Origin of the sequence: Pseudomonas sp. EA_5y_Pfl2_R50, from assembly GCF_963970475.1 — a bacterium.
Classification (GTDB): Bacteria; Pseudomonadota; Gammaproteobacteria; order Pseudomonadales; family Pseudomonadaceae; genus Aquipseudomonas.
Genome location: NZ_CAXAPT010000016.1, coordinates 88,677 through 111,262 on the forward strand (window position 1 = coordinate 88,677; position 22,586 = coordinate 111,262).

A 22,586-nucleotide genomic window follows, 5' to 3' on the forward strand; every position below is an offset into this window, starting at 1 on the left:
TGCTCCAGCGATTCGCGGAGCACATCCAGTGGCCTGGCCATCATCTGTTCGGGGTCAACCTTCCAGAACCAGGCCAGGTCATAGGCGACTGCGATCAGGTCGGTGATGGCTCCGACGCCGCACTCATGAAAAAACTGGCAACGGCCCAGCTCAGCGCGTTCAGGTCAGCCAGATCCAACTGGTTGACCGACGACGGCGGAATGCCGGCGCACACGGCGATGTATTTGGCCGCCACGTCCATGTCGAGGCTGACTTCTTCGCTCTTGTCGATCTTGTACGGCAGCGCCTTGATCGCTCGCACTTCCTGCACCGTCGGACGGCGCAGGACGAGTTCGGTCAGGGGCTCGCCGTGAGCTTCGATGGCAACTTGAAGCTTCACGGCGCCGCTCATTGCCAGGTCCCCTTGATGCCTTCGAATTTCAGTTCGATGGTGGCGTCGTCGCCTTTGGAGACTGGTTCTTCGACCAGATAGGCACCGGCCAGCACGTAGACTTTGCCGTTGCTGAATTCGCAGGTGACGGTGATGTCAGTGCCTTCGATCAGCTTCTTCAGGGGGAAGTCGGCGGTGTGCAGCGCGGTCACTTTGAACGACGGCGCAATGTCGGTTTCCTTGTAGAAACCGGGCACGACGGTTTCGCGTTTGACTGCCATCAGCGGGGCTTCGCAGCCGCCATTGATGGTCAGTTGTGCGCCGTCGACCTTGACGTAGCAGGTACCTGCAATCAGTTGACCCATGGTGTTACTCCCTTGAATAAAAAAGCCCACGCAAGGTGGGCTGAAAACTTGCCGTCAAACGCGCCTGTCAGGCCGCGTCGTCATACTGCAGACGGAATTGGTTGAGCAGTGCGAACACGCGCAGACCGTTGATGTAATCCGGCGGGAACAGCACGTTCACGCGGCTCGGGTCCTGCACGTCGCGCTCGACGATCAGGTGCTCGGCAAACAGTTCGGCGTTCTCGACGTGGCCTTCCAGTTCGAGCTTGGCGTACTGCGCGATCAGCTCGCCGCGAATGGTCGCAGGCGTCACGATTGGCTGGCCGGCGCCGAAACGGGTGCCGTCGGAAGCCAGTTTATGGCGCCCGTATTTGCTGGTGATCACGCTTTGCAGGCGACGCACGATGAACGCCGACTGGTGCATGGTTTCGCTGTCCAGATAGGAGTTGTCGGCCTGGCCGTAAGCGTTCTTCTGGTAAGTGGTGATCGAACGCTGGATGCGCACGTAACCGCCTTCGTAGTACGCGGTGGCGATGCCGTAGTTGAGCAGCGACTGGCGCTCGGTCAGGGTGAAACGCTCGCTCGCCGGTGCAGGGTCAACGCCCGGCAGGCTGCCGCTTTGGGTCGGACGGCTGGCGTCAGCGGAGATGAACACCGCAGTGCGTGCCGCCAGTGCCGCTGCTTGTACCCAGAACGGTTGCGGAACACCCGGTTCCAGCGCCTGAATGGTCATGTGCTGGTCATTACGCGCCTGGCCTGCTGCGACCAGCGTGCCGACGGTACCGCGCTTGGCGCTGTAGACGTGACCGAACAGTTGCTTGGCCCACGACCAGCGACCGGTGCTGTCATCCATCACAGCTTGCCAGGTGTTGAGGGTCGCCAGATCCGACCATGGCAACGCGATGAATTCGAAGGGTTCATCACCCAGTGCCGCGATGGCTTCAACCTGATCAGGCACACCGGCGCCGCCAGTCATTGCAGTGATCGCGGTGGTCAGGCCGGCCGGGGTTTCTTCGCCGTTGCTCTTGCCCAGGCGATTGAATTGCAGGCTGATGTCGTTGCCGCTGTCGCCAGTCCATTTGGCGCTCAGGGTGACCACACCTTCGGCAGCAGCCGCGCTGACCGGCAGGTCGGCGGTGGCGTTGATCTTCTGCGCCAGCGCAGTGGCCGCCTGGGCAGCGGTTGCGCCGTTGACCACGGTGGCCTGTACCCGCACGCCACCCACATACAGATTGAGCAAGCCAGCCTGCGTGGCGGTGCCGGTGAGGGTCAGCACGCCTTTGGCGACGGCACCTTCGGCGTTGTGCAACGGCAGGCACCAGATCTCGCCAATCGGGTCGGCCTTGCGGAACGTCTCGTACATCGAGGCGAGCATCGAGCCCTGGCCACCGATGCTCTTGGCCAGCGCAACGCTGGAGACCAGCACCAGTTTGCCGACTTCGCTCGGGGCAATGTTGTCGTTGACCTGAGCGACGATCAATCGGCGCATGGTCGAGGTCGCGCTATTGGCGGCCGAATTGTCCATTTCGGCATAGAACAGCGGTACACGAATGTCCGCCGGGATGTTGCTGAATCCGATCGCCATTATTTGGCTCCCTTTTGTTTGGCTGGTGCGGTTTTGAGGGTGATGTCGCCGTCGGCCAGACGTCGGCGCCACCAGGCGCTGTCCAGCACTTCACGGCCTTCGGAGGGCAGCAGGTCGCCCGCCTCCGGGTCAGGCACGACGCGGCCAGCGGCCGGCAGTACGGTGATGCGGTTGCTCATGGGATTACGTCTCCAGAGAAAGTCATTTCCACGCGCCCATCCGGGCCCGGGCGTTTCAGATTGGGGTCGGCCGGGTCGATCGCATCGACCCGCACGGTGGCCCCGGTAAAGGACGACAAACCGTCCAGTTCGCGTTCGTGCCAACTCTCCGCAGGCTGACTCGGCAGATTGCGGCCGAGCTGGAACTCGGCAAAAAAGCGCAGCCGGTAGAACGCGCGGCTGCTGTTGATCGAGACCAGTTCGCCGCCGTCGTAAGCGATGGCGCTGTAGTCGTTGTCCGGCTTGAAGCCCACCAGCGCGCGCCACAGTTCGGCGCGCAGGTCGTGCAACCGATCCAGCGCTTTTGTCGCGTCGCTGGCATCCAGTGCGAGGACGATTTCGAAGCGGTCGCGGATCGGTTGCGCGGTGAGGTTTTGGGCAGTGGTGCTGCCGGCCAGATCGGCCAGTGGCAACACATGGGCCGAAGGTGTCGGCAGATCGGCGTTGCCTTGCAGCAACGCCAGATCGACACCCACCGAAATGTAATTGGCAAGGCCAGGGCATTGCCCACGCAGTTGCGTGAGGATCGGGGTGATCTTCATGGGGGTGTTCCGAATGATGAGAATGACCACAGGCCCATGCGGGAGCGGGCCTGCTCGCGAATGCGGTGGGATAGTCGCTATTGATGCTGAATGTGCCGCCCTCTTCGCGAGCGGGCTCGCTCCCACAGGGATCTTCATGGCTGAGAGAGAGGTGAATCAGTCCTTGGCTACGGCTTTGGGATCAAGACAGCTGGCATCGATCACGCAGCGATAGCTGTTTTCACGAGTGCCGCTCGCGGTGACTTTTTCGACCGACCAGCGCCCACGCATGAAGTCCGGCCAGGTATCGTCGAGCACCAACAACCCCTCAGCCGTCAGGAGCGGATTGCCCGGGCAGGTGATTTTCACCTTGTACTTTTTGCGCAGCATCTTGCGCACTTCACCCTCACCAACCGCGATGGCATCGGCCTCGTTGGGTTGTTGCTGGCGAATGACCTTGTGCGGTGCAACGCCGGTTTCAATCCAGCGCACCACAGCCGCCGCCGCATCCCAGAAACAGGTCTTGCAGCCTTGAGTCTGCTCGCGTGCGGCCTCTTCCAGTGTGGCGCTGATGAAGGCCTGATCGCCGGGATGATTGTCATGGGTGACCGACAACGTCACGTCGGGCAATTTCTGGCCCGAGATTGATTTGATCTGCCCGGGCCGTGCCAGCACATACACATCGCCGTAAGGTTTGGCGACCAGGTCGTACTTCTTCGCCAGCCGCGTCAGAAAGCCCATGTCGGTTTCATTGGACTGGTCGACGTGGGCGATCCTGATCAACGAGACATCCGCTGCGACACGCGGTGAAAAGCCGTGCGAAGACACCAGTTTGCTGAACAATGCACCGAGGGTGGTGGGTCCATGACTGGCAGTGCGGCGCTGTTTGAAGCCGGTCTCGTCATCCTTGCTGAACGGCGCCGCAGTGGCGACCAATGTCAGGCGGAACGGGAACAGCGTTGGCGTCAGGCGCGTCACTTTGAACTGGCCTTTGTCGACCATTCCGGACTCCCGATAACCAACCTTCAGACCAATCTTCCCGCCCAGGTCCGGCAGCCCTTCGAGGCCTTCCAGATCAATGGTCAGGGTCAGTTGATCCGACTCGATACCGGCTGCATCGATGTGTTCCCAACTGATCAGACGCTGATTGAGCAGCGTCGAATTTGAACCGTAGATTTCTACCGCCGGGGTAAAGCCGAGTGTCATGCAACCTCCTTAATCCCAGGCTGTGAGGGCTTTGATCGCGGCGGGTCTGCTGTCGAGTTCAGGCAGCACAATCCAGACACCGGCGGGCAAAATCGGGCCGTACTCGGCCAGTGCCGGATTGAGTGTCCACAGGGCTTGTTCAGCGGCATCATCGCTGCGCCCGGTTTCGCGGTAGAGCAGCAGATTCACCGAATCACCGGCCACGCTTCGTACCTTACGCATTGTTGAACTCCACCAATTCGATGACCCAATCGACCACCATCGCCGTGCCGTCATCAATGATCTGGGTCTGGGTTTCCTGAACGCTGTTGATCCGCCACAGGCCCCAATTGCGAGCAATGCCGTCGATCAGCGGCAGCGGCATACGCAGCGCCTGCAAGGCGCGTAATTCATCGAGCCGATCCATGGCCACGGCGTACATCGACTTGCCGCTGATGGTCAGCGTTTCCGCTTTCTGCCCGGTCTGACTGGATTTGGGTTTGCTGGTCAGGATCTGTATTTCGGTCCAGCCACCGTCGGACTTTCGCGCCAGCGTGCTGTAGGCGAAGTTGCGCGAGAGGCCGAAGATGAAACTGCCTAGAGCCATTTGTTGTTTCATCAGACGACTCCATCGGTCAGGGCTGCGTCACGGCGGGTGGCGAGAGCGTTGGTGCCCACAGCGGGTGTGAATGCGGTATCGAAATGGTTGCGCATAACCTGCGAAACCACATCGCCGATTTTTTCGGCATTGAGCGCATCACTGCCGCTGATCTGCACTAACGGCGAGTAGTAGATGTAATTGGGGAGTAGCGTCTGAGCGCTGGACAGATCCTTGGCCACTTGCGCGGGGGGCGCGAGTTTGTCCTCGGCAGGCGTCGCCAGTTGTTCACCGACGTAAGAACCGAGCATGCCGCCCAAAGTCCCCCCGATGAAAGTACCGATGCCAGGCGCAATCAACGATCCGATCGTGGCACCAATTGCAGTTCCGGCCAGTTCACCGGCGGCGCCTTTGACCGCTTTGTCGTCACCCTCTCGCCACCCCTTCAGGCCGGTGTAGGCTGCACTCACGATGGCCAGCGGGGCACCGGCCTTCACGGCCGGCATTGCACTGGCAAGTCTGGGCAGCAAACTGCCGCCGAGACGCTGTACCGCCGGCACCTGTCGAGCGGCAATCTTCTCGATTGAGCGCGGCGTCCAGCTGCCGATTTTATCAGCCCACATCTCGAGGCCGATTTTCGCGTTGTCAATGAAGGGCAGCACTCTTGCCGTAACACCGCGCAAACGACCACCCCCGCCGCCTGAACGCGACGATACCCTGGCAGTTTTTTGCTGATCGGGTGATCGACTGGTTTTGTTCGTTTCTCGAGGGCGATCACCGCCTTCATCTCCGGTAATCACATCACCGATTTCAGGCGGCAATCGGGTGGTGGCCAGACGCAACAGCTTTGTCGTAACCGCACCGAGCACAGCAGTCGCACCGCTCTTCAGGGCAGCCGCCACAAATGGCACGGTGACAGCGCCCAGCACGACCAACCCTGCGGTGAGGGCGGGGAACGCTTCTGCCGCTGTACTCGCCACATTGACCAGCGCCGTAAATGCGACCGCGAGACCATCCGTGATCGGCGACAATGCGGAACCAACCGCAGTGGATAGCCGATTGAGACCGGCATCCAACGCATTCCAGCGCCCTTGCGACGTATCGCCAAAGGCTTCGGCCGTTTTCGTCGCGGCACCGCCCCCGGAACCCAGTTCCGAGGTTGCATATTGGTGCTTGTCGGACACTCGAGTGAAGGCTGTCTTGACGTCGTCGGGCTTCTTCAGCAACTCAAGAATGCTTGTACTGCTCTCGCCAAACAGCGTCTTCGCCGTGGCTGCACGTTCGGGTACGGATTGTTTACTGAGTGCTGCGAGCACCGAATCAATCGCACCTGGCGCATCCGTGCGCATCTTCTCACGCAACGATTCGGGGTCCAGGTGCAACCGGGTCATCGCCGAACGCTGTTCGGTTGACGCAGCGTTTCCTTTGCCGAAGGCCGACGTAAAGCTCTTCAATGCCGCACTGGCAACGTCCTTGTCCGCCCCGCTGTTCAACAGCGCAGTGGCAAAGGCTGCCACCTGTTCCGGTGTCATTCCCGATGTAACGGCGCTCTCGCCCGAGCGCTGAACAACCGCGCCAATATCGGCAGGCTTGGCATCCAGACCGCTGCTGCCCAGGTAACTGACCGCATCGGCCAGATCCTGTCCCTGGTATCGATCCAGCTTCAAGGCGGAACGCCAGACCGCGAGCATTTCCCCCGCGGCCTTGACGTCAATCCGGAAGGCTGTGGCATTGATCGCAGCGTCGCCGGAATACGCTCTTAGCTCTGTCGCCCGCTGAGCCCCCTTGGAGCCGTCGGCAATACCAGATCGCGCCCCGATCTGCTGGATTTGCAACAGATCCGCACCAGTCGCGCCACTGGCTGCAACCGATCGCTGAGTCGCAAGTTCGAGGGTTAGCTCTGAATGCGCTTGAAGCTGGTCTCTGTTAAGTCCAATCAACTGATTGAGCTCAACCAGCGCCGTCTCGTTAACCATCGGCGATTGCAGTCTTTTCGGTGGCGGATGCTGCTCGATTTCCGCCTTGAGTTTTGACTTCGGCTCACTATTGGCGGCTGGCGGCGCCGCGACGACCTTGAACAACGATTGCTGGCTGACCAGCAGCTCGCGCAGCTTGATCTGCTCCTGCGTCAACAAGCGAATTTCCACGCTTGCCAGGGACAGCGTCAGGTTCAGCTCCTGCAGCGATTTGCCGAGGTTGGCCGGTAGTGTGTCCGCCGTATTGGCACTCTCACCGGCGTATGCGAGCGCATATTTACTCTCTGCCATGCCGCTCTACTCCTGTTTTACGCCAAGGCGAGTGATCGCTATGTCGTAGCGGCGCAACGCCTTTTCGACGTCCCATTCCAGAATTTCCGCCTCACTTACCGGGTAAATGAGCGGCACGATATCGAGGATTACTTCGATGTCGCGTTCCGAAAGTAGGCCGCCGGCTGGTTTAAAAAATCGTCTATGCGCACCTGCAGTTGCGTCCAGTCCGGGACGGTCATCAGGGCCAGATCGGGGATCATCAGGCCGGTGCAATGGGCGGTGATGAACTCGGCGCGTTCCTTGGCCGTTTTCAGTTTCTTCATCACTTTGGTTGCCCGCAGGGCCGGCATTTCCAGGCTCAGCGATGTCACGGTGCGGCCGGTCACGGCGAGCGGTTGCAGCAGTTGCACCTGATCGGGATCGTCAGACTTTTGCGCGTCTTCGACCTGATTCAGAAAGTGCGACGCCGGACGGGTCGACATCTCGTGCACGTACTGGGCAATGCTCACGTAGTCCGGGCGCTTGAGTTGGTCGAGCTCCTTGACCGACAGGCCGGTGGCGAGCAGCGCGAGTTCGAAAAACTGATCGTCTTCGTCATCGCCGGCGCGTTCCAGCGCTTCTTTCTGCGCGGCGTAGAACAGCGGCTTGAGCTGGATCTGGTTGATCTGCGAACCGTCATCGCCGGTGATCGGCGACAACAGGTCATGCTGGGGTGGCATCCACGACATGTATGAATTCCTTGGTGGTTCTTGAGGGGTATTGCTAACCATCCGCCAAGGCACACTGATCCAGTGTGGGAGCGGGCTTGCTCGCGAAGGCGGTGTGTCAGAGAGATAATTTTCGACTGCCACACCGCTTTCGCGAGCAAGCCCGCTCCCACAGGATCCGGTGCCAGGCTTGCTTACCGGGTTACGGCATCAGCACCGCACGCCGCGCATCTCCGAGGATGTCGACGCCGTTGAGCACGAATTTCTGGGTGCGCACGTCGATGTCGATCACCGGCACGCCGTTTTCCAGGCGGTTGTAGGTGCGGCAGGACAGCTCCAGATTGGTCTTGGGTTTTTCACCCATTTTCACGGCGGTTTCTTCGAGGGATTTCAGCTTGCCGCCGACGGTGTGATAGGTGAACCAGGTGTTGCCATCCTGATCCTGACCGGCTTCGCGCACGTTCAGCAGAATGTCGTCGCCCAGCGTCACACCCAGTGCGAGCATGACCTCAGCCCCCATGCCTTGCAGGGTCAACTTGGCGTTGAGCGCTTTGCCGCCCTTGGCCATTTCTTCGACGATGAAGCGACCGCCACGCATTTCTTCCACGTCGAATTCGATCTTCGGCGGGGTGAATTCTTCCACGGTCGCCGACAGCGGCAGGCCTTGCAGAGTGGCCGCGATGGCCTGGCGATTACGGTTGGTAAACATTAGAGAACGTCCTCCAGGAACTGCTCGATGATTTCATCGCGGGCGTTGAGTTGATAAACCATGTGTTCGTTCGGCGCGTAGCGGCCGTAGTCGATGACCACGTACCAGGTGCCGTTCTTGTACTTCTCGACGCTGTTGAGTTCCGGGTGCAGGTAAACGCTGCCGCCAGGAATGGTTTCGTCGGCCACCAGGGTTTGCAGCCAATCGTTGATGCGCTTGACCTCCTGATCCATGAAGGACTTGGTCAGGTTCTTGGCCATGGCTTTCTGGCCGGCCTTGACCAGCTTGCGGCTGATCGCGTCTTCAAGACCGACGTAACTGATGAACTTGCCAGTGATCGAGCGGTTACCCAGCAGCGAGAAGCCGCCGAGCACGGTGCGGGCGTAGTAGCTGACGCCGTAACGGTTGAGCAGATCGCCTTCGGTGGACGTGTCGAGAATGTTGTATTCGACGACCCGGGAGACGTCTTCGGCGTAGGTCACCTGGTTGCCCGGGCTCTCCCACTGCTTGACCTTGGCCAGCGCGGCAATCGCCAGGCTGGACGGCGCGAGAAAGACGTTTTTCTTCGCCGCTTTCGAGTACACGGCAGGCATGTTGTGCACCACCAGGCAACGGTCGAAACCGAGGTCGGCACCGCCCAGTTCCTGGCTGTACAGCACCTGGTCTGCAACCGATGCGTCCTTGCCATCCAGTACCACACGGGCCTTGATGCGTTTACCGAACGAGGCGAACTCGCTGGCTACCGCTTTAGTGCCGGTGAAGCCCGGCGCGCCGATGATGGTCAGGTCTTCCGGGACACTGCCCAGCGCGGCCAGACCGAGCTTGCGGCCGGTGGCTGGATCGACGCCGCCGATCACCGCGTTAACGGTGTCGGCCGGCGTCGCGCCTGCCTCGACGATCACCACGTAAACCGGCACCTTGACCACTTTGAGGATCTGGTAAACCGCGTGGTACAGCGTGCCCTCTTCCGAACCGGTCGGATCGAGCAGCGCGTGGGTGGTGAAACTGTTGATGCGAAACGGCGCGTTACGCGGAATCAGCGGATCGGCGTTCGGCGCAGTGCCGACCAGACCGATGACGTTGTCACCCAGGCCACCCATGGCCTCGGGGGATTCGGTGGCATTGACGGTAATGCCGTTGTGCTCGAAGTTCAGAACCTCAGCCATGTTCAGTCAGCCTTCTTGGCAGCGGCCTTTTTGGCCTGGGTGGAGGGGGATTTCAGTTCAAGTCGACCGGCCGTGCACAAGGCACTGGCCTCGACATCGAGCAGATCAAGATCTTGACCAACGCTCGACCAATGCCCACCGCCGGTGGGGAATGGGACGAGCACGGTGTAGGTTTGGCGGGTTGCCATTTTTCGTTTCTCCATAAACGGGAAAGCCCCTCTTGGGAGGGGCTTGGCGGGTGTTGAATGTTTCTGGGCGGATAAGAAAACGCCCCGGGGTGCGGGGCGTTTATCAAGGCGCAGTGACCGGCGTAGCCGCCGAAGAGTGGGGCCAGCCTTGCTTGAGCATTTCTTCCATATAAGTGCCGGACTCAAGCGCATTCAGCAGCTCCAGCTCCCGGTCAAAACAGGCCTGAACGTGAGCGCGGACCGCTTTGGCAATGGCGAGAATTTGCGGTGAGTCGATTTGGACAAACCCGTCCAGCGTTTTGAAATTGCAGCGATACTCCGGTTCGAGAATCGCCGACAGTCCGGTACTGGCAATGAGTGCCTGACTATCACGCGTTGTCTCGATGGCGATGCCGTCTACGGTGATACCTGATGCTTCTCTTGCGAAACGCTCCGCTGCGAACAATGCGGCATAATTCGTTTCAACCTCAGGAACAGGTACTTTGACTACGTCACCATCGACCAGCTTCCAGATGCCATCTTTATCGGTTCTGGTCGCTAAAAACACTGCTTCGCTGAGTTCAATAGCGTGCTCGGGAATAACGCTGTGAATACCCGAGTCATACCGACCGGTCAGCGTTCCGTTCTCATCAAATGTTGCGAACTTCATGATTAATCCTCCCTACTCAGTGTGTTAACGGCCCACTGCAAAATAGTAATACTGAGCGGTCCCCTGACCCAGATTGCGAATGGTCACGTTGGACCTGCTGAGAGCCCGAATCTGCCCGATGTACGTCGAGCCTACGGAAGCATCAACAGATGTATTGGGATAGGTCGTGAAAACCGAGGGAAAGATCGACGGAAAAGCCACCGGAAAAACCTGTAAATAGTTGGCACCGGAAGCAATCGCAGACGTCATGCCCCATTGCAGGATCAAACCTCCCAGCCAGGTTGGAAAGATGATGTAGCTGCCACTCATGTCCCCGGATACGCTGATGGAGAATCCCCAGCGCAGTTTCTTCGGAGTCACGATCGTATTGTCGTCTGCGCCGGCATCCGCCTGCACTTGAGTGGCGACCTTTGCTGTGCCTTGACTGGTTTCGGAGGCTCGTTGCGCCAGTGTCGCCAGCGCAGTGATATCAAGGTCTCCCTGATTGACCGGGGCGTTCCAGGCTTTGATGCACCACATGACGGCAAGGTTGCGCGGGCGGGTTGCACCAAAGGCTGTCTGGTCGGTATTAGATACAGGGGCGCTAGTGTTTGGGGTGGAGACTGTATATTCGGCGCCTGGATAATCCGCCGCATTGACAGTGTCATACCCCATGTTAGAAAGGGCGGTGACTACCGAGGTAACAGAGTTCCTGTCCGAAACATTAGCGACAGAAGTGCCTGTGTCGAAAATGTGCTCAGATCCTTTCTGCCAGCTACCAATTAGCCGACCGGCATCCACCCCTCGCCCATGATCCCAACCGCGCAAAAATTCCCCTCGCGCCTCAGGCAAGCGGAAGTTGCCGGCACCCTCGTCGCCTTTGTTGTAAGTGATACCTAGAAACGCCGCCAGATCCGGATAAGTCGCGATGCTCTGCACGCTGCCATCCAGCTCCAGATAACCAGGAGCGACAATGCCGGTAGGGAATGCCAGAACAGCGCCCACCGGAACGGCGGACTTGAGCCGTTCGACTTCCTGGGCCAGTGCGGCGACATCGATGGTTCCCTGATTGACCGGCGCGTTCCAGGCTTTGATGCACCACATAACCGCGAAGTTGCGAGGACGGGTTTCTGTCGAGGTTCGCGCGACTTTGGAAGCATCGAAAAAGACAGAATGAAACCCCGTGGAGTTGGCTGTTCCTGTAATTGCTCCGCTAGGGTTAGCCGTCCCGAATACACCTGTTGCAGTTTTGATGTCCACATTGCCGTCAAATGTACCTGCAATGTTTTGCAAAGCATCAAGTTGGTAACCACCAACTGCACGCCCGGCATCCACACCCCGCCCATGATCCCAACCCCGCAAGAATTCCCCACGCGCCTCCGGCAGGCGGAAATTCCCAACCCCCTCATCCCCCTTGTTGAACTTGCCGCCCAGATAGGCGCTCAAGTCCGGATACGTCGCACTGCTCTTGACGCTGTTATCCAGCTCCAGAAAACCCGGCGGCGGTGCATCGACCGGGAACGCCACAATCGAGCCCACCGGCAACGCTGACGCCTTGGCAATCAGCGCTTCAACTTCAGTCTTGGTGTACGAGTCCTTGATGCCAAACCCGGCCAACGTTTCGGGGTTGGCACCGGCAGTCGCGCGGCCATATTCATCGACCGTCAGACTCTTGTAAGTCCCGGCGGCAATCCCGGTGCGCCCGGCGAGCATCTTGAACGTCAGCGCGGTCGTGCCGAGAGTAATCGGCGCATTGGTGGTCAGGTACCACAGCGAATCGCCGTTCGTGGCGCCCTCCTCCACCATTACCGTCAGGCCCGGCGTCACCTTGGCGCTGGTATTGGCATCGGTCGCCCGCACCCAGTCGCCATTGGCAACAACCCACAGGCCGTTGTCCTTGGCCAGCGCCTGATTCGCAACAAGCACGCGGTCGCCAGCGATCACTGCAACACCGTCAATTTGCTGCGCACCGTTCAACACGATGTTGGTGGATGCCGCAACACGCACCGACTGCTTACCATCCAGCTTGCCGAGCTCTTCGGCGAGGTAACTCATGACCCAGGCACGCGTGGCTTTCACCACCGTGTCATCGATCAGCAACGTCACCAGCGACGCATTACTCGTCTCGAAAATCGAGCGGATGTAGAACTCTTTACCCGAACCCGACGTCGCCAACACCGGTTTGAACGACTCCGGGTATTTGACGATGGCATAGAGAATCCCGGTGTCCGTCCACAGCCCGGCTTCACGCACATACCAACCGCCAACATCCGGCGGAATGGTCACTTCGGCGAGCAGCCAGCTCGGATTTTTCTCGTCCTGGAACAGCGCATTGAGCGGCCCGCGCCAGACTTCGCGTTTCAGCGAGGTGGCGGTTGCAGCCGGGTTGTAGACCGAGCCGCCGCCGTCACCGACGGAAATCTGCGTCAACTTGATCGGCGTGCCCGCGGCCTTGCACGCCGTTTCGTAGGCAATCCCTGCGTTGGTGAGCAGGGTGTAATAGTCAGCCATTCAGGCCCCCTGAGGATAAATAGTGGATGTTTCGACGGTGTACAAAGCAGCGGCCATGAACGCCTCGCCAGAGGTTTCGAGCCCCTCGATGAACACCGGATAAACCGTGGTCAGCTCGCCGCAGAACGTCGCGGCGCCGATAACGTGAGTGCCGAAAGCGCTCAGGCCGACCGACACCGTCAACACATCGCGCTCGCTCTTGGCATCCGCCAGACGGCGGTCGAGACGGGCGTCGATTTCTTCGCTGTAGGGTTGTTCGCTAAAGGCCCGCACGGAAAAGCTGTAAGGCGTGCCAGGCGGTGTCTGTTCGTACCAGGCGCGGATTTCCGGGCGCAGTTGCAAACCCTTGGCAGCGTTTTCCAGCGCCTTGCGGGTACCGGCCTGACGCGCGGTGGGCCAGGCCAGTTCGACGGTCAGGCGTTTTTCCGTTTCCGGTGCAGCAGTGCTCCATTCAGCAACACCGCGATCCGCAGCCAGATACGGCAGAAAAGCGACCGGCGTTTCGCTCGGGTTCATCAGTTCGGGAAACGGCGGTGCAACACGATCAAGCAAGGCGCCGAAGCCAAGATCCAGACCTCGTTCAAGTGCCGAACTGTTCGCCGGGAGCAGCGTCCGACGCTGGGTTGGGTCATTCATAGCGTCAGCACCTCAACCTCGACCGCCGTGCAGTAAGGCGCTTGAAACGCGCTGGTCACGATTGGCGCCAGCGGTTCGAGAATCTGCAGTTGCACGGCGCCGGCGCTGTGCAGCGTGTAGTCGATCCAGCTCGGATCAACCCGGCCTTCGAGGCGATGACAACTGTCGGCGTAGGCCTGCAATTGCTGCTGCGCGGCGACTTGGGTCAGGCCTGAATCCGGCCCCGAATTGATCTTGGCGACAACGCGGATCTTGTAGTGCTGAATGTCGGCAGCCTTGACGCTGACCAGATCGGTTTCCGGTCGCACATCTGGCCGCGCAAAATGCTGGCGGACGCCTTCAAGCAACGCCGCGGAGGGCGTGCCGTCGCCATCGCGGGACAGCACGGTGACCTGCACTTCGCCGGGTGCGGTGCGCCGACCGTTACCATCCTTGACCTGCGCAGCGAAGCCGTCCGGGTTGAAGGTGTAAGTGACTTTCACCACACCCGTCTCGGTGGATTCGACCTGCACCGACGGACGCTCGCCGAGGGTGAACACTTCGCGGCGATACTGCATCCGCGAGCCCGCTGCCGGTGCATGGGGCGCCAGGTAATAACGCAAGCGGGCGTCATCGTCGCTTTCATAAATCGGCGGCACCGGCGGGAATGCCGCCGGGTCGCCGGGATCGAGCAACTGACGCTCCAGGCCCATGTCCGCCAGACGGGCGTCGAGGTTGCTGCCCGTAGCCCACCACGCCAGCATCTGTTTGATGCGTGCGTTGTACTTGCGCTCATGGGTTTGCAGCCGCACACAGAACGCCTCAAGCGCGAGTGTCAGCAGTTCACTCTCGCTGTCGAGGCTGGTCTTGAGTTTTGCCGCGCTGTCAGGCGAACGAGCGCCGACGTACTCGATGACGAAGGTCTTGAACTCGGCGAGCAAGTCTTCAAAGGCGTCGACGGTGATCAGCGCGGGTTCGGCCAGTTGGTTCTGGCCGGGGATCAACATGCTCATGTCACGACCTCGAAGGTTTGTTGACGGTTTTTCCAGGTGCCGGCGAAACGCAGGAGCAGACCGGCGCCCTGACGGCTGGCGACAATCACTTGCGGTTGAAAATCGCTGATCCCGTTCTGCGCGTTGTAGAACGCCTGCGCTGCGTGGCTCTGGGCCAGAAGCAGGACGTCATCGCCAAGGTTCTGCCCCAGCAACGAGGGGATCAGCGAGCCATACAGGGGCCGTTTCTGCCGGGTGCCCAGCGGCGTGGTCAGGGCCCGGGTCGCGCGCTGCACAAACTGCAGCCAGTCGTCGACCGTGGCCCCGGAGTCTCTATCGATTCCGATCATGGGAAGCTCTTGATTCAGGGGCTGATGACGCGGCCCTGGTGATCGACCAAGGGGCCGCTGAAGTGCACGCCGGAGGCGTCAATGGTCAGGCCGACGGCGCCCAGTTGCAGGGTGATCAGTTGCGGTGTCATTGCCAGTCGTGCCGGGCCAATGCTCAGCTCCAGCGATTCACGAGAACCGTTGAAAGCTGCGGGGCCGTTTTGCCAATGCAGGGTGTGGCTGGCGTCGTCGTAACCGCTTTCGCTGCCGTCCTGATGCACACGACGGGTCAGCGTCGGTACCGTTGAGGCAGGTGGAAAACGGTCACTGTTCAGGCCGAACAACGCCACACTCTGCGCACCGTTTTCGCCGCTGCCGTAGTTGAACAGCAGACACTGCTCGCCTACCGTCGGAATCCGCGACTCGCTTTGTGCGCCGGCACTCGGGTTGAAAAACTTGATGGCCGGCGTGAGCAAGCCACCGTGACTGACCCTGCAGGTGTTGCTCGCCGCGTCCACGGTCTGGCAAATGCCGATACGGCAGAAGCTCTCGGCACGGCGGTGCAGATCATCGATTTCTGCTTCCATCTCGGCCAGGCGTTCGATGATCGGGCCGAGCTGCATGCGCAAAAGTCCATCGAACATCTCAGGCCTCCAGCGCGGTGTATTGATCAGGGTCGTCGATGTTGCTGACTTCCCAGGTGCGGGCGAATTTCGGCGTGCCCAGTGGGTCGTCAAGCAAGGTCGGGCCGAGGTAAAGCGTCTGCTCGAACGTCAGGGTCCAGGCCTTGTGTTGCTGATTGAGCAATGAAGGCAAACCGTCGATGTTCATCGGCAGATCACATTGTTCGCCGGGCAAGCTCCAGCGATTGTCAGTGATCAGATTTTTCAGCACGGCGATCAGATCGCACGAGGCAAAGGCACTCGCGCAAAGTGCCGGAATGACCTGCAGCGACACCGTCATGACATGAGCGATACGCCCGTCACCGGCACGCAGTCCTGATGCATTGCGGTCGAAGTCGATCAGCACCCAGGCCTGATCGCCCGGCGCCGTGAACTCTTCGTGATCGCCGACAATGATGTTGAGCCCGGCGGTGTTGCGCAGCGTCGTCGCGATGGCTGTGAACAGTTGCGACGGCTGTTGGATCGGTGTGGGCATACATGACCTCCTTTTCAATCGTCCACGCGCAGCCCTGCCGCCCAAAGGGCGGCACGTACAGGTTTTAAGGTCAAGGCTGGTCGCGGGGTGGAACTTCACAGACGCCGATGCGCTTGGCGGCCCAGCGTTCGTACAGACCGATGGCTACGTCGGCACCGGCCATCGCGGTCAGACAGCCGAAGGCGCCAGCGGCCCAGATCGACATGCCGGCGGCGTACAGCAGCATGATCGCCGACACGCCGCAGATCATGCAGGCGCCGGAGCGCAGCGCCAGTCGCCGCAACAACGGCCAGCCTCGGGCGCCCTCCTTGTCGGCGCGCCACATTTCGCCGGACACCCCGCCGACCACGGCAAGGAGGATGACCAGCCAGATCGGCATGTCCGCCAACGCTTGTTGCTCGTTTGTCATGTCACGCCTCCGTGGGTGATTGATGAGTGGTGTGGGTTTGGGTTCAAACGGTTTCTCTTCAGGCAGGCATTCCAAAAAGCCCGGCGCTTGCACACCGGGCTTTTCAGTAATGCGCTCCTTCGCCTTCCTTCAAATCCTGTGCTCAAGAAGGAACCTGACTTTTCGGCGCTACTGGCGCGGTACGAGTCCATTCAAATTGTTTTTCCGACCGCGGTCCCTGCCCGCCGGATAACTGCTTCTGGTGCTTTACGCTGCACACCCGGGTCAGTTGCCAACCCTCTGAACCGTTGAGGCCGGTTCATCGCCGCCTGTTCTTGTGGAACTAAAGAGCTTGTCTTGCCAGCCACTTTGTCGAGCGGCTTGGTGGCAAGAATATGCATGTATGCATATCCAGTCAATGCATTAATGCATTTATTTATGCGCAAGAAATGCGCGAATGCATGGAGGCCGCGCCAATCAAGGGGTCGAGGGTTTATCCAGACGAAAAAAAACCCGCCGAGAGCGGCGGGTTTTATCTGAAGTGGTCCTGCTTAGCGGGCGTACATGCCCCACCAGAAGACATGACCGAGGATGACGATCTGCTCTTCCTGGATTTCCTGGAAGCTGTAGTCCTCATCGGGATGTTCATCGCGATTGAAGCTGCGCAAACGAATCCCGGTCGGCAAGCGGTAAAGCTGCTTTACGCGTAACTGGCCGTTGTGATTGATCGCATACAGGTCGCCATCGATGATGTCTCCGATGCCGCACTTGCCGGCGTTGACGCCGACGGTGGCGCCATCACGCAACACCGGCAACATGCTGTTGCCGCGCACTGTCACGCATTTGGCCTGGTCAAACTGCACGCCGTTATGGCGCAGGCTGCGCTTGCCGAAGCGCAGACTAGAGCGCTCGCTCTCTTCGATGACGAATCTTCCTGATCCAGCAGCCAATTCAACCTCGCGAAGGAACGGCACCGATACTTCGTCATCATCGACAGGCGTATCGTCGTCCCACAGCATTATGTCCTTGAGTTCCGCGTGCACGTCATCACGCGCGGCATCGGCCGACGACGCGACATCCGCGCGCCCGCGTAATTGATCGGTGCTCACGGCGAAGTACTCGGCAATTTTCGAAATATGTTTATCCGAAGGATCGACGATCTTCCCGCTGAGAATCCGCGAGAGAGTGGATTGAGGCACGCCGGTGCGACGGTGGAGCTCCGTGGGGGAGATCCCGTGCTGGTCGAGCAGTGCTCTTAAGACGGAGGCTACGTTGCGTTTTTGCATAATGCGCATAGTGCTTGAAGTTATTCGCGAAGACAAATGCTGATTTGCATAAATGTGCATAAATCAACATTTCGGGTCGAAAGCCTCCCCCAACCCACGTGACACCCGAACCTTCGGAAACGTTTAAAAAGACTTATCCGGCGCGCTATCTGAAGATGATCCAGCACTCGTAACGACACGAGATCAACAGCAGCGTCGGCCAAATGAAAAATGACGCTTTCGCCCTGTAGCCCGCGCCTCCCCGGACGATGCGAGAAGGGCTGCTGGCGATAGCGCAGGCACTCTGCAATGCGAGAAAATGGCTTGAAAAGTCATCGGTTGAAGGTAAACCGATGAGTTGACAGCGATGAGGGCCTGATTTTCTGGCGGGGCGAGCGTTTTTTGAAACTCAAGCCACGAGGGCATCAGAGCTAGATGGCTACTTCAATCCGGCCTGGAGAAACCAACATAGCGCGGTCACCGACCTCGATATTTTAAATCACCAATAAGCTCTTCTTTGGCTTTATCGTAACTGTATACACTGCCATCAGCATTACGACACTCGCCATTCTTCAAACGAGCGAGCACCTGATTCACTTCAGTATCATAATTCGTTGCTGCAAATTTAAATCGCACACTACCCCTGTGAAAAATTATGAATTGTTTAACCAACTCATCTGTAACATCTGAAATCGAGAACGGGCGGTGAGTACGACGAAACTCAGCAACTCTATCTTCATATTCCTGAATCAATCCAACCTCTACATCAGTCAATGGAGGCTCAGGTTCGGTGTAGAAATTAATTGTTTTGACTCTTCAATCTCCTTCATCTTGGAAGTCGCCAAAAAATTTCTCAGCGCACCAAAATTTTCGCTTGATAACAACCTATCTACTTCTTCGACAGCCTGATCATCAAAGTATCTAGCCCCATAGTTTGACGAAAAAGAATGAAATAGTCGTTCGAAATCGCCAAGCTTCAACGGCAGTCCTTTTTTAATTTTTACCTGCCTGGCATATGCACTCTCTGTAGCAGAGTCCTTTTTTGGCTCATCGAAAACTTCCAGTCCCATGATAGCTCTCCTTGAAATATAGAAACTCCGAAGTCTTCATTCTCCGCCACGCAACCTTGAAAAAACCTGTAAAACCTGACAGTTTTTATACCATTTCGCTATTCCAGCTTATCTAGATTCAACTAAGTGCTCTTTGAAGAAGGCTTCAGGATTTGGCCAGGTTCCCGCCCCCCGCGACCCAATCAGTTGATAAAACGGATAACCTTCACCGATGCCGAATACGCCGGCAAGTGTAAGCAATCCACTAGCCAGGCAGGGACAGCCACGCAGATCCCAGACGCGACCCGGTTCGAACAGTTGCTGCATGGCGAAGAGGAAAAAAGCTTTGGAAAGGCTTCGTTTGAAGGTAAATCGATGAGTTGACCGCGTTTTTAACACCTGTTTTTCTGGCCGGGCGAGTGTTTTTGAGTCTCAAGCCAAAATGCTAAGATGCTCCCATTTTTCCCCACCAATTTGACGGGTTAGCCTAACCAACTGATGAATAATGCAATTTCCGATTTAAGCTCCCACACCCCGATGATGCAGCAATACTGGCGCCTGAAGAATCAGCACCCGGATCAGCTGATGTTCTACCGTATGGGCGACTTCTACGAGATCTTCTACGAAGACGCGAAGAAGGCGGCCAAGTTGCTCGACATCACGTTGACCGCGCGCGGCCAGTCCGCAGGACAGGCGATCCCGATGTGCGGGATTCCTTACCACGCGGCGGAAGGCTATCTGGCGAAACTGGTCAAGCTCGGCGAGTCGGTGGTGATTTGCGAGCAGGTCGGCGACCCGGCGACCAGCAAAGGCCCGGTCGAACGTCAGGTGGTGCGCATCCTCACGCCAGGTACGGTCAGTGATGAGGCGCTGCTTGATGAGCGCCGCGACAACCTGATCGCTGCGCTGCTGGGTGACGAGCGTCTGTTCGGCCTGGCGGTGCTGGACATCACCAGCGGCAGTTTCAGCGTGTCGGAAATCAAAGGTTGGGAAAACCTGCTGGCAGAACTGGAGCGGATCAACCCGGTTGAGTTGCTGATCCCGGATTACTGGCCGAAGGATCTGCCAGCGGAAAAACGTCGTGGCGTCAGTCGCCGTGCACCGTGGGATTTCGAGCGTGATTCAGCACTGAAAAGCCTCTGCCAACAGTTCTCCACCCAAGACCTGAAAGGCTTCGGCTGTGAAACCCTGACCCTGGCCATCGGCGCTGCGGGTTGCCTGCTGGCCTACGCCAAGGAAACCCAGCGCACCGCCCTGCCGCACTTGCGTAGCCTGCGTCATGAACGCCTGGACGACACCGTCGTGCTCGACGGCGCCAGCCGACGCAATCTGGAACTCGACACGAACCTGGCCGGTGGCCGCGACAACACCCTGCAATCGGTGGTGGATCGCTGCCAGACCGCCATGGGCAGCCGCTTGCTGACGCGTTGGCTGAACCGTCCGCTGCGTGACCTGACCGTGCTGCTGGCTCGGCAGACCTCGATCACTTGCCTGCTCGACGGTTATCGCTTCGAAAAGCTGCAACCGCAGCTCAAGGAAATCGGCGACATCGAACGGATTCTCGCGCGGATCGGCCTACGCAATGCGCGTCCTCGTGACCTCGCGCGCCTGCGTGACGCACTCGGCGCGCTGCCGCAACTGCAAGTGGCGATGACCGATCTGGAAGCGCCACACCTGCAAAGTCTGGCGACCACCACCGGCACTTACCCGGAGCTTGCGGCACTGCTGGAAAAAGCCATCATCGACAACCCGCCGGCTGTGATCCGCGATGGCGGTGTGTTGAAAACCGGCTACGACAGCGAACTCGACGAGCTGCAATCGCTGAGCGAAAACGCCGGCCAGTTCCTCATCGATCTGGAAGCACGGGAAAAGGCGCGTACTGGCCTGAGCCACCTCAAAGTCGGCTACAACCGCATTCATGGCTACTTCATCGAGCTGCCAAGCAAGCAAGCCGAGTCGGCCCCGGCCGATTACATTCGTCGCCAGACCCTGAAGGGTGCCGAACGCTTCATCACACCGGAACTGAAAGAGTTCGAAGACAAGGCACTTTCAGCCAAGAGCCGCGCCCTCGCCCGCGAAAAAATGCTTTACGAAGCGCTGCTGGAAGATCTGATCAGCCAGTTGCCGCCGTTGCAGGACACCGCCGCCGCGCTGGCGGAACTGGACGTACTGAGCAACCTCGCCGAGCGTGCGCTGAACCTCGACCTCAATTGCCCACGCTTCGTCAGCGAGCCGTGCATGCGCATCACCCAGGGTCGTCACCCGGTGGTTGAGCAAGTGCTGACCACGCCGTTCGTGGCCAACGATCTGAGCCTCGATGACAACACGCGCATGCTGGTGATCACCGGCCCGAACATGGGCGGTAAATCCACCTACATGCGCCAAACCGCATTGATCGTGCTGCTGGCGCATATTGGCAGCTTCGTGCCGGCGGCGAGTTGCGAACTGTCGCTGGTTGATCGCATCTTCACTCGAATCGGTTCCAGCGATGACCTCGCCGGTGGCCGTTCGACCTTCATGGTGGAAATGAGCGAAACCGCCAACATTCTGCACAACGCCACTGAACGCAGCCTGGTGCTGATGGACGAAGTCGGTCGCGGCACCAGCACCTTCGACGGTCTCTCGCTGGCCTGGGCCGCCGCCGAGCGCCTGGCTCATCTGCGCGCCTATACTTTGTTTGCCACGCACTATTTCGAACTGACGGTATTGCCGGAAGCCGAGCCCCTGGTAGCCAACGTGCACCTCAATGCAACCGAGCACAACGAACGGATCGTGTTCCTGCACCACGTGCTGCCGGGGCCGGCGAGCCAAAGCTACGGTCTGGCGGTAGCGCAACTGGCTGGCGTGCCAAGCCAAGTGATCCTGCGTGCCCGCGAGCATCTGAGCCGACTGGAGGAAACCGCCCTGCCCCATGAGGCGCCTAAACCCGCCGCCAAGGGCAAAGCGGCGACGCCGCAGCAAAGCGACATGTTTGCCAGCCTGCCGCACCCGGTGCTCGATGAGCTGGCAAAACTGGATCTTGATGATCTGACGCCGCGTCGTGCGCTCGAAATGCTCTATGCACTGAAAAACCGGATATAAGCACTGAAGAAGCGGATATAACGCAAACCGCTTCAAGCTGTTAGAATCTCGCGCGGTTTGGGATGCTGCTGGCTAATAGCCTGGCCGGCAGACATCGCTCCCGAACCTGGCGACCCCAACCGTGAAGGGGCAACGCTGCCGCCGCCTGAGGAGAGAATTAGAAATGACCTTCGTCGTCACCGACAACTGCATCAAGTGCAAGTACACCGACTGCGTAGAAGTCTGTCCGGTGGACTGCTTTTACGAAGGCCCGAACTTCCTGGTGATTCACCCGGACGAGTGCATCGACTGCGCGCTGTGTGAACCAGAGTGCCCGGCTGTGGCCATCTTCTCGGAGGATGAAATCCCTGCCGGGATGGAAAACTTCATCGATCTCAACGCTGAGCTGGCTGATATCTGGCCGAACATCACCGAAAAGAAAGAATCGTTGCCTGACGCTGAAGAGTGGGATGGCAAGCCAGGCAAGATCGAACAACTCGAACGCTGATCTGTCCCGCGCTCGACTGAAAAGGCCCCTTGCGGGCCTTTTTGTTGTGGCTGTCCCGTCCTGAATAAGGTTTACACCTTCTGACCTATCCTCAGGAGGAACCAATGGAATCAGGCAAAAGGCGCAGTCAGCGTGATTACACGCTGAGCTTTAAATTGGCGGTCGTCGATCAAGTTGAAAAGGGCGAACTGAGTTATAAAGAGGCTCAACGGCGTTATGGGATTCAGGGCCGGTCGACTGTGT

General features: G+C 59.1%; 27 protein-coding genes and 1 pseudogene. 3 read left to right on the top strand and 25 right to left on the bottom strand.

The features are described from left to right. Positions 1-94: 94 nt before the first annotated feature. From AACY19_RS23805 to AACY19_RS23925, 25 genes are all read right to left on the bottom strand, one after another. A complete protein-coding gene (locus tag AACY19_RS23805) occupies positions 95-391 on the bottom strand; it encodes a phage tail assembly protein (protein ID WP_003222226.1) in 297 nt (98 codons plus the stop codon). Then, positions 388-735 carry a phage tail tube protein gene (locus AACY19_RS23810; RefSeq protein ID WP_007908779.1) on the bottom strand — a complete coding sequence of 116 codons (348 nt, stop codon included), beginning with the start codon at positions 733-735 and terminating at the stop codon, positions 388-390. The genes AACY19_RS23805 and AACY19_RS23810 overlap by 4 nt, the downstream gene beginning before the upstream one ends. Positions 736-802: 67 nt before the next feature. After that, complete coding sequence (locus AACY19_RS23815) at positions 803-2,299, bottom strand: phage tail sheath subtilisin-like domain-containing protein (protein ID WP_339454039.1); 1,497 nt, start codon at positions 2,297-2,299, stop codon at positions 803-805. Continuing rightward, entirely contained in the window at positions 2,299-2,478 is a 180-nt protein-coding gene (locus AACY19_RS23820; RefSeq protein WP_339454040.1) for a DUF2635 domain-containing protein, read from the bottom strand. The genes AACY19_RS23815 and AACY19_RS23820 overlap by 1 nt, the downstream gene beginning before the upstream one ends. Further along, positions 2,475-3,059 carry a phage tail terminator protein gene (locus AACY19_RS23825; protein ID WP_339454041.1) on the bottom strand — a complete coding sequence of 195 codons (585 nt, stop codon included), beginning with the start codon at positions 3,057-3,059 and terminating at the stop codon, positions 2,475-2,477. The genes AACY19_RS23820 and AACY19_RS23825 overlap by 4 nt, the downstream gene beginning before the upstream one ends. 156 nt (positions 3,060-3,215) lie before the next feature. Continuing rightward, a complete protein-coding gene (locus tag AACY19_RS23830) occupies positions 3,216-4,244 on the bottom strand; it encodes a phage late control D family protein (protein ID WP_339454042.1) in 1,029 nt (342 codons plus the stop codon). A 9-nt stretch (positions 4,245-4,253) separates the two neighbouring features. After that, the gene (locus tag AACY19_RS23835) at positions 4,254-4,466 is read right to left on the bottom strand and encodes a tail protein X (protein WP_339454043.1); all 213 of its coding nucleotides are present in this window, start codon (positions 4,464-4,466) and stop codon (positions 4,254-4,256) included. Further along, positions 4,459-4,842 (bottom strand): phage tail protein, encoded by a 384-nt coding sequence (locus AACY19_RS23840; protein WP_339454044.1) that lies wholly within the window; start codon positions 4,840-4,842, stop codon positions 4,459-4,461. Before AACY19_RS23840 ends, AACY19_RS23835 begins: the two co-directional genes overlap by 8 nt. Then, a complete protein-coding gene (locus AACY19_RS23845; protein WP_339454045.1) occupies positions 4,842-7,088 on the bottom strand; it encodes a phage tail tape measure protein in 2,247 nt (748 codons plus the stop codon). Before AACY19_RS23845 ends, AACY19_RS23840 begins: the two co-directional genes overlap by 1 nt. Before the next feature lie 128 nt (positions 7,089-7,216). After that, complete coding sequence (locus AACY19_RS23850) at positions 7,217-7,798, bottom strand: phage tail assembly protein (RefSeq protein WP_339454046.1); 582 nt, start codon at positions 7,796-7,798, stop codon at positions 7,217-7,219. Between the two features lie 181 nt (positions 7,799-7,979). Further along, positions 7,980-8,486 carry a phage major tail tube protein gene (locus AACY19_RS23855; protein WP_339454047.1) on the bottom strand — a complete coding sequence of 169 codons (507 nt, stop codon included), beginning with the start codon at positions 8,484-8,486 and terminating at the stop codon, positions 7,980-7,982. Continuing rightward, entirely contained in the window at positions 8,486-9,652 is a 1,167-nt protein-coding gene (locus AACY19_RS23860; protein WP_339454048.1) for a phage tail protein, read from the bottom strand. Before AACY19_RS23860 ends, AACY19_RS23855 begins: the two co-directional genes overlap by 1 nt. A gap of 2 nt (positions 9,653-9,654) precedes the next feature. After that, entirely contained in the window at positions 9,655-9,840 is a 186-nt protein-coding gene (locus AACY19_RS23865) for a hypothetical protein (RefSeq protein WP_339454049.1), read from the bottom strand. Positions 9,841-9,943: 103 nt separating this feature from the next. Further along, positions 9,944-10,489, bottom strand: a complete 546-nt coding sequence (locus AACY19_RS23870; RefSeq protein WP_339454050.1) for a DUF4376 domain-containing protein — start codon at positions 10,487-10,489, stop codon at positions 9,944-9,946. 24 nt (positions 10,490-10,513) lie between these two features. After that, on the bottom strand, positions 10,514-12,979 hold the full coding sequence (locus AACY19_RS23875; protein ID WP_339454051.1) for a phage tail-collar fiber domain-containing protein: 2,466 nt from the start codon (positions 12,977-12,979) through the stop codon (positions 10,514-10,516). Then, positions 12,980-13,615, bottom strand: coding sequence for a phage tail protein I (locus AACY19_RS23880; RefSeq protein ID WP_339454052.1), 636 nt, complete (start codon positions 13,613-13,615; stop codon positions 12,980-12,982). Continuing rightward, the gene (locus AACY19_RS23885) at positions 13,612-14,607 is read right to left on the bottom strand and encodes a baseplate J/gp47 family protein (RefSeq protein ID WP_339454053.1); all 996 of its coding nucleotides are present in this window, start codon (positions 14,605-14,607) and stop codon (positions 13,612-13,614) included. Before AACY19_RS23885 ends, AACY19_RS23880 begins: the two co-directional genes overlap by 4 nt. Further along, a complete protein-coding gene (locus AACY19_RS23890; RefSeq protein ID WP_007908814.1) occupies positions 14,604-14,936 on the bottom strand; it encodes a phage baseplate protein in 333 nt (110 codons plus the stop codon). Before AACY19_RS23890 ends, AACY19_RS23885 begins: the two co-directional genes overlap by 4 nt. Before the next feature lie 14 nt (positions 14,937-14,950). Then, positions 14,951-15,559, bottom strand: coding sequence for a phage baseplate assembly protein V (locus AACY19_RS23895; RefSeq protein WP_339454054.1), 609 nt, complete (start codon positions 15,557-15,559; stop codon positions 14,951-14,953). A gap of 1 nt (position 15,560) precedes the next feature. Continuing rightward, positions 15,561-16,073: a hypothetical protein gene (locus tag AACY19_RS23900; RefSeq protein WP_339454055.1), complete on the bottom strand. Its 513-nt coding sequence runs from the start codon at positions 16,071-16,073 to the stop codon at positions 15,561-15,563. A gap of 70 nt (positions 16,074-16,143) precedes the next feature. Beyond that, entirely contained in the window at positions 16,144-16,482 is a 339-nt protein-coding gene (locus tag AACY19_RS23905; protein ID WP_077571337.1) for a phage holin family protein, read from the bottom strand. A gap of 191 nt (positions 16,483-16,673) precedes the next feature. Further along, positions 16,674-16,862, bottom strand: coding sequence for a hypothetical protein (locus AACY19_RS23910; protein WP_339454056.1), 189 nt, complete (start codon positions 16,860-16,862; stop codon positions 16,674-16,676). Positions 16,863-17,012: 150 nt separating this feature from the next. Next, complete coding sequence (locus tag AACY19_RS23915) at positions 17,013-17,747, bottom strand: LexA family transcriptional regulator (protein WP_339454057.1); 735 nt, start codon at positions 17,745-17,747, stop codon at positions 17,013-17,015. Positions 17,748-18,203: 456 nt separating this feature from the next. Continuing rightward, entirely contained in the window at positions 18,204-18,500 is a 297-nt protein-coding gene (locus AACY19_RS23920) for a hypothetical protein (protein ID WP_339454058.1), read from the bottom strand. Next, positions 18,497-18,796 carry a hypothetical protein gene (locus tag AACY19_RS23925; protein ID WP_339454059.1) on the bottom strand — a complete coding sequence of 100 codons (300 nt, stop codon included), beginning with the start codon at positions 18,794-18,796 and terminating at the stop codon, positions 18,497-18,499. The genes AACY19_RS23920 and AACY19_RS23925 overlap by 4 nt, the downstream gene beginning before the upstream one ends. A 489-nt stretch (positions 18,797-19,285) precedes the next feature. On the opposite strand from AACY19_RS23925, the gene mutS reads away from it, so the two are divergent. The 3 genes and pseudogenes from mutS to AACY19_RS23940 form a co-directional block, all read left to right on the top strand. Continuing rightward, positions 19,286-21,856, top strand: coding sequence for a DNA mismatch repair protein MutS (gene mutS / locus AACY19_RS23930; protein ID WP_339454063.1), 2,571 nt, complete (start codon positions 19,286-19,288; stop codon positions 21,854-21,856). 163 nt (positions 21,857-22,019) lie between these two features. Further along, entirely contained in the window at positions 22,020-22,343 is a 324-nt protein-coding gene (gene fdxA / locus AACY19_RS23935; protein WP_339454060.1) for a ferredoxin FdxA, read from the top strand. A 104-nt stretch (positions 22,344-22,447) separates the two neighbouring features. Then, positions 22,448-22,586 (top strand): annotated as a pseudogene (locus AACY19_RS23940) (IS3 family transposase); the annotation flags it as partial.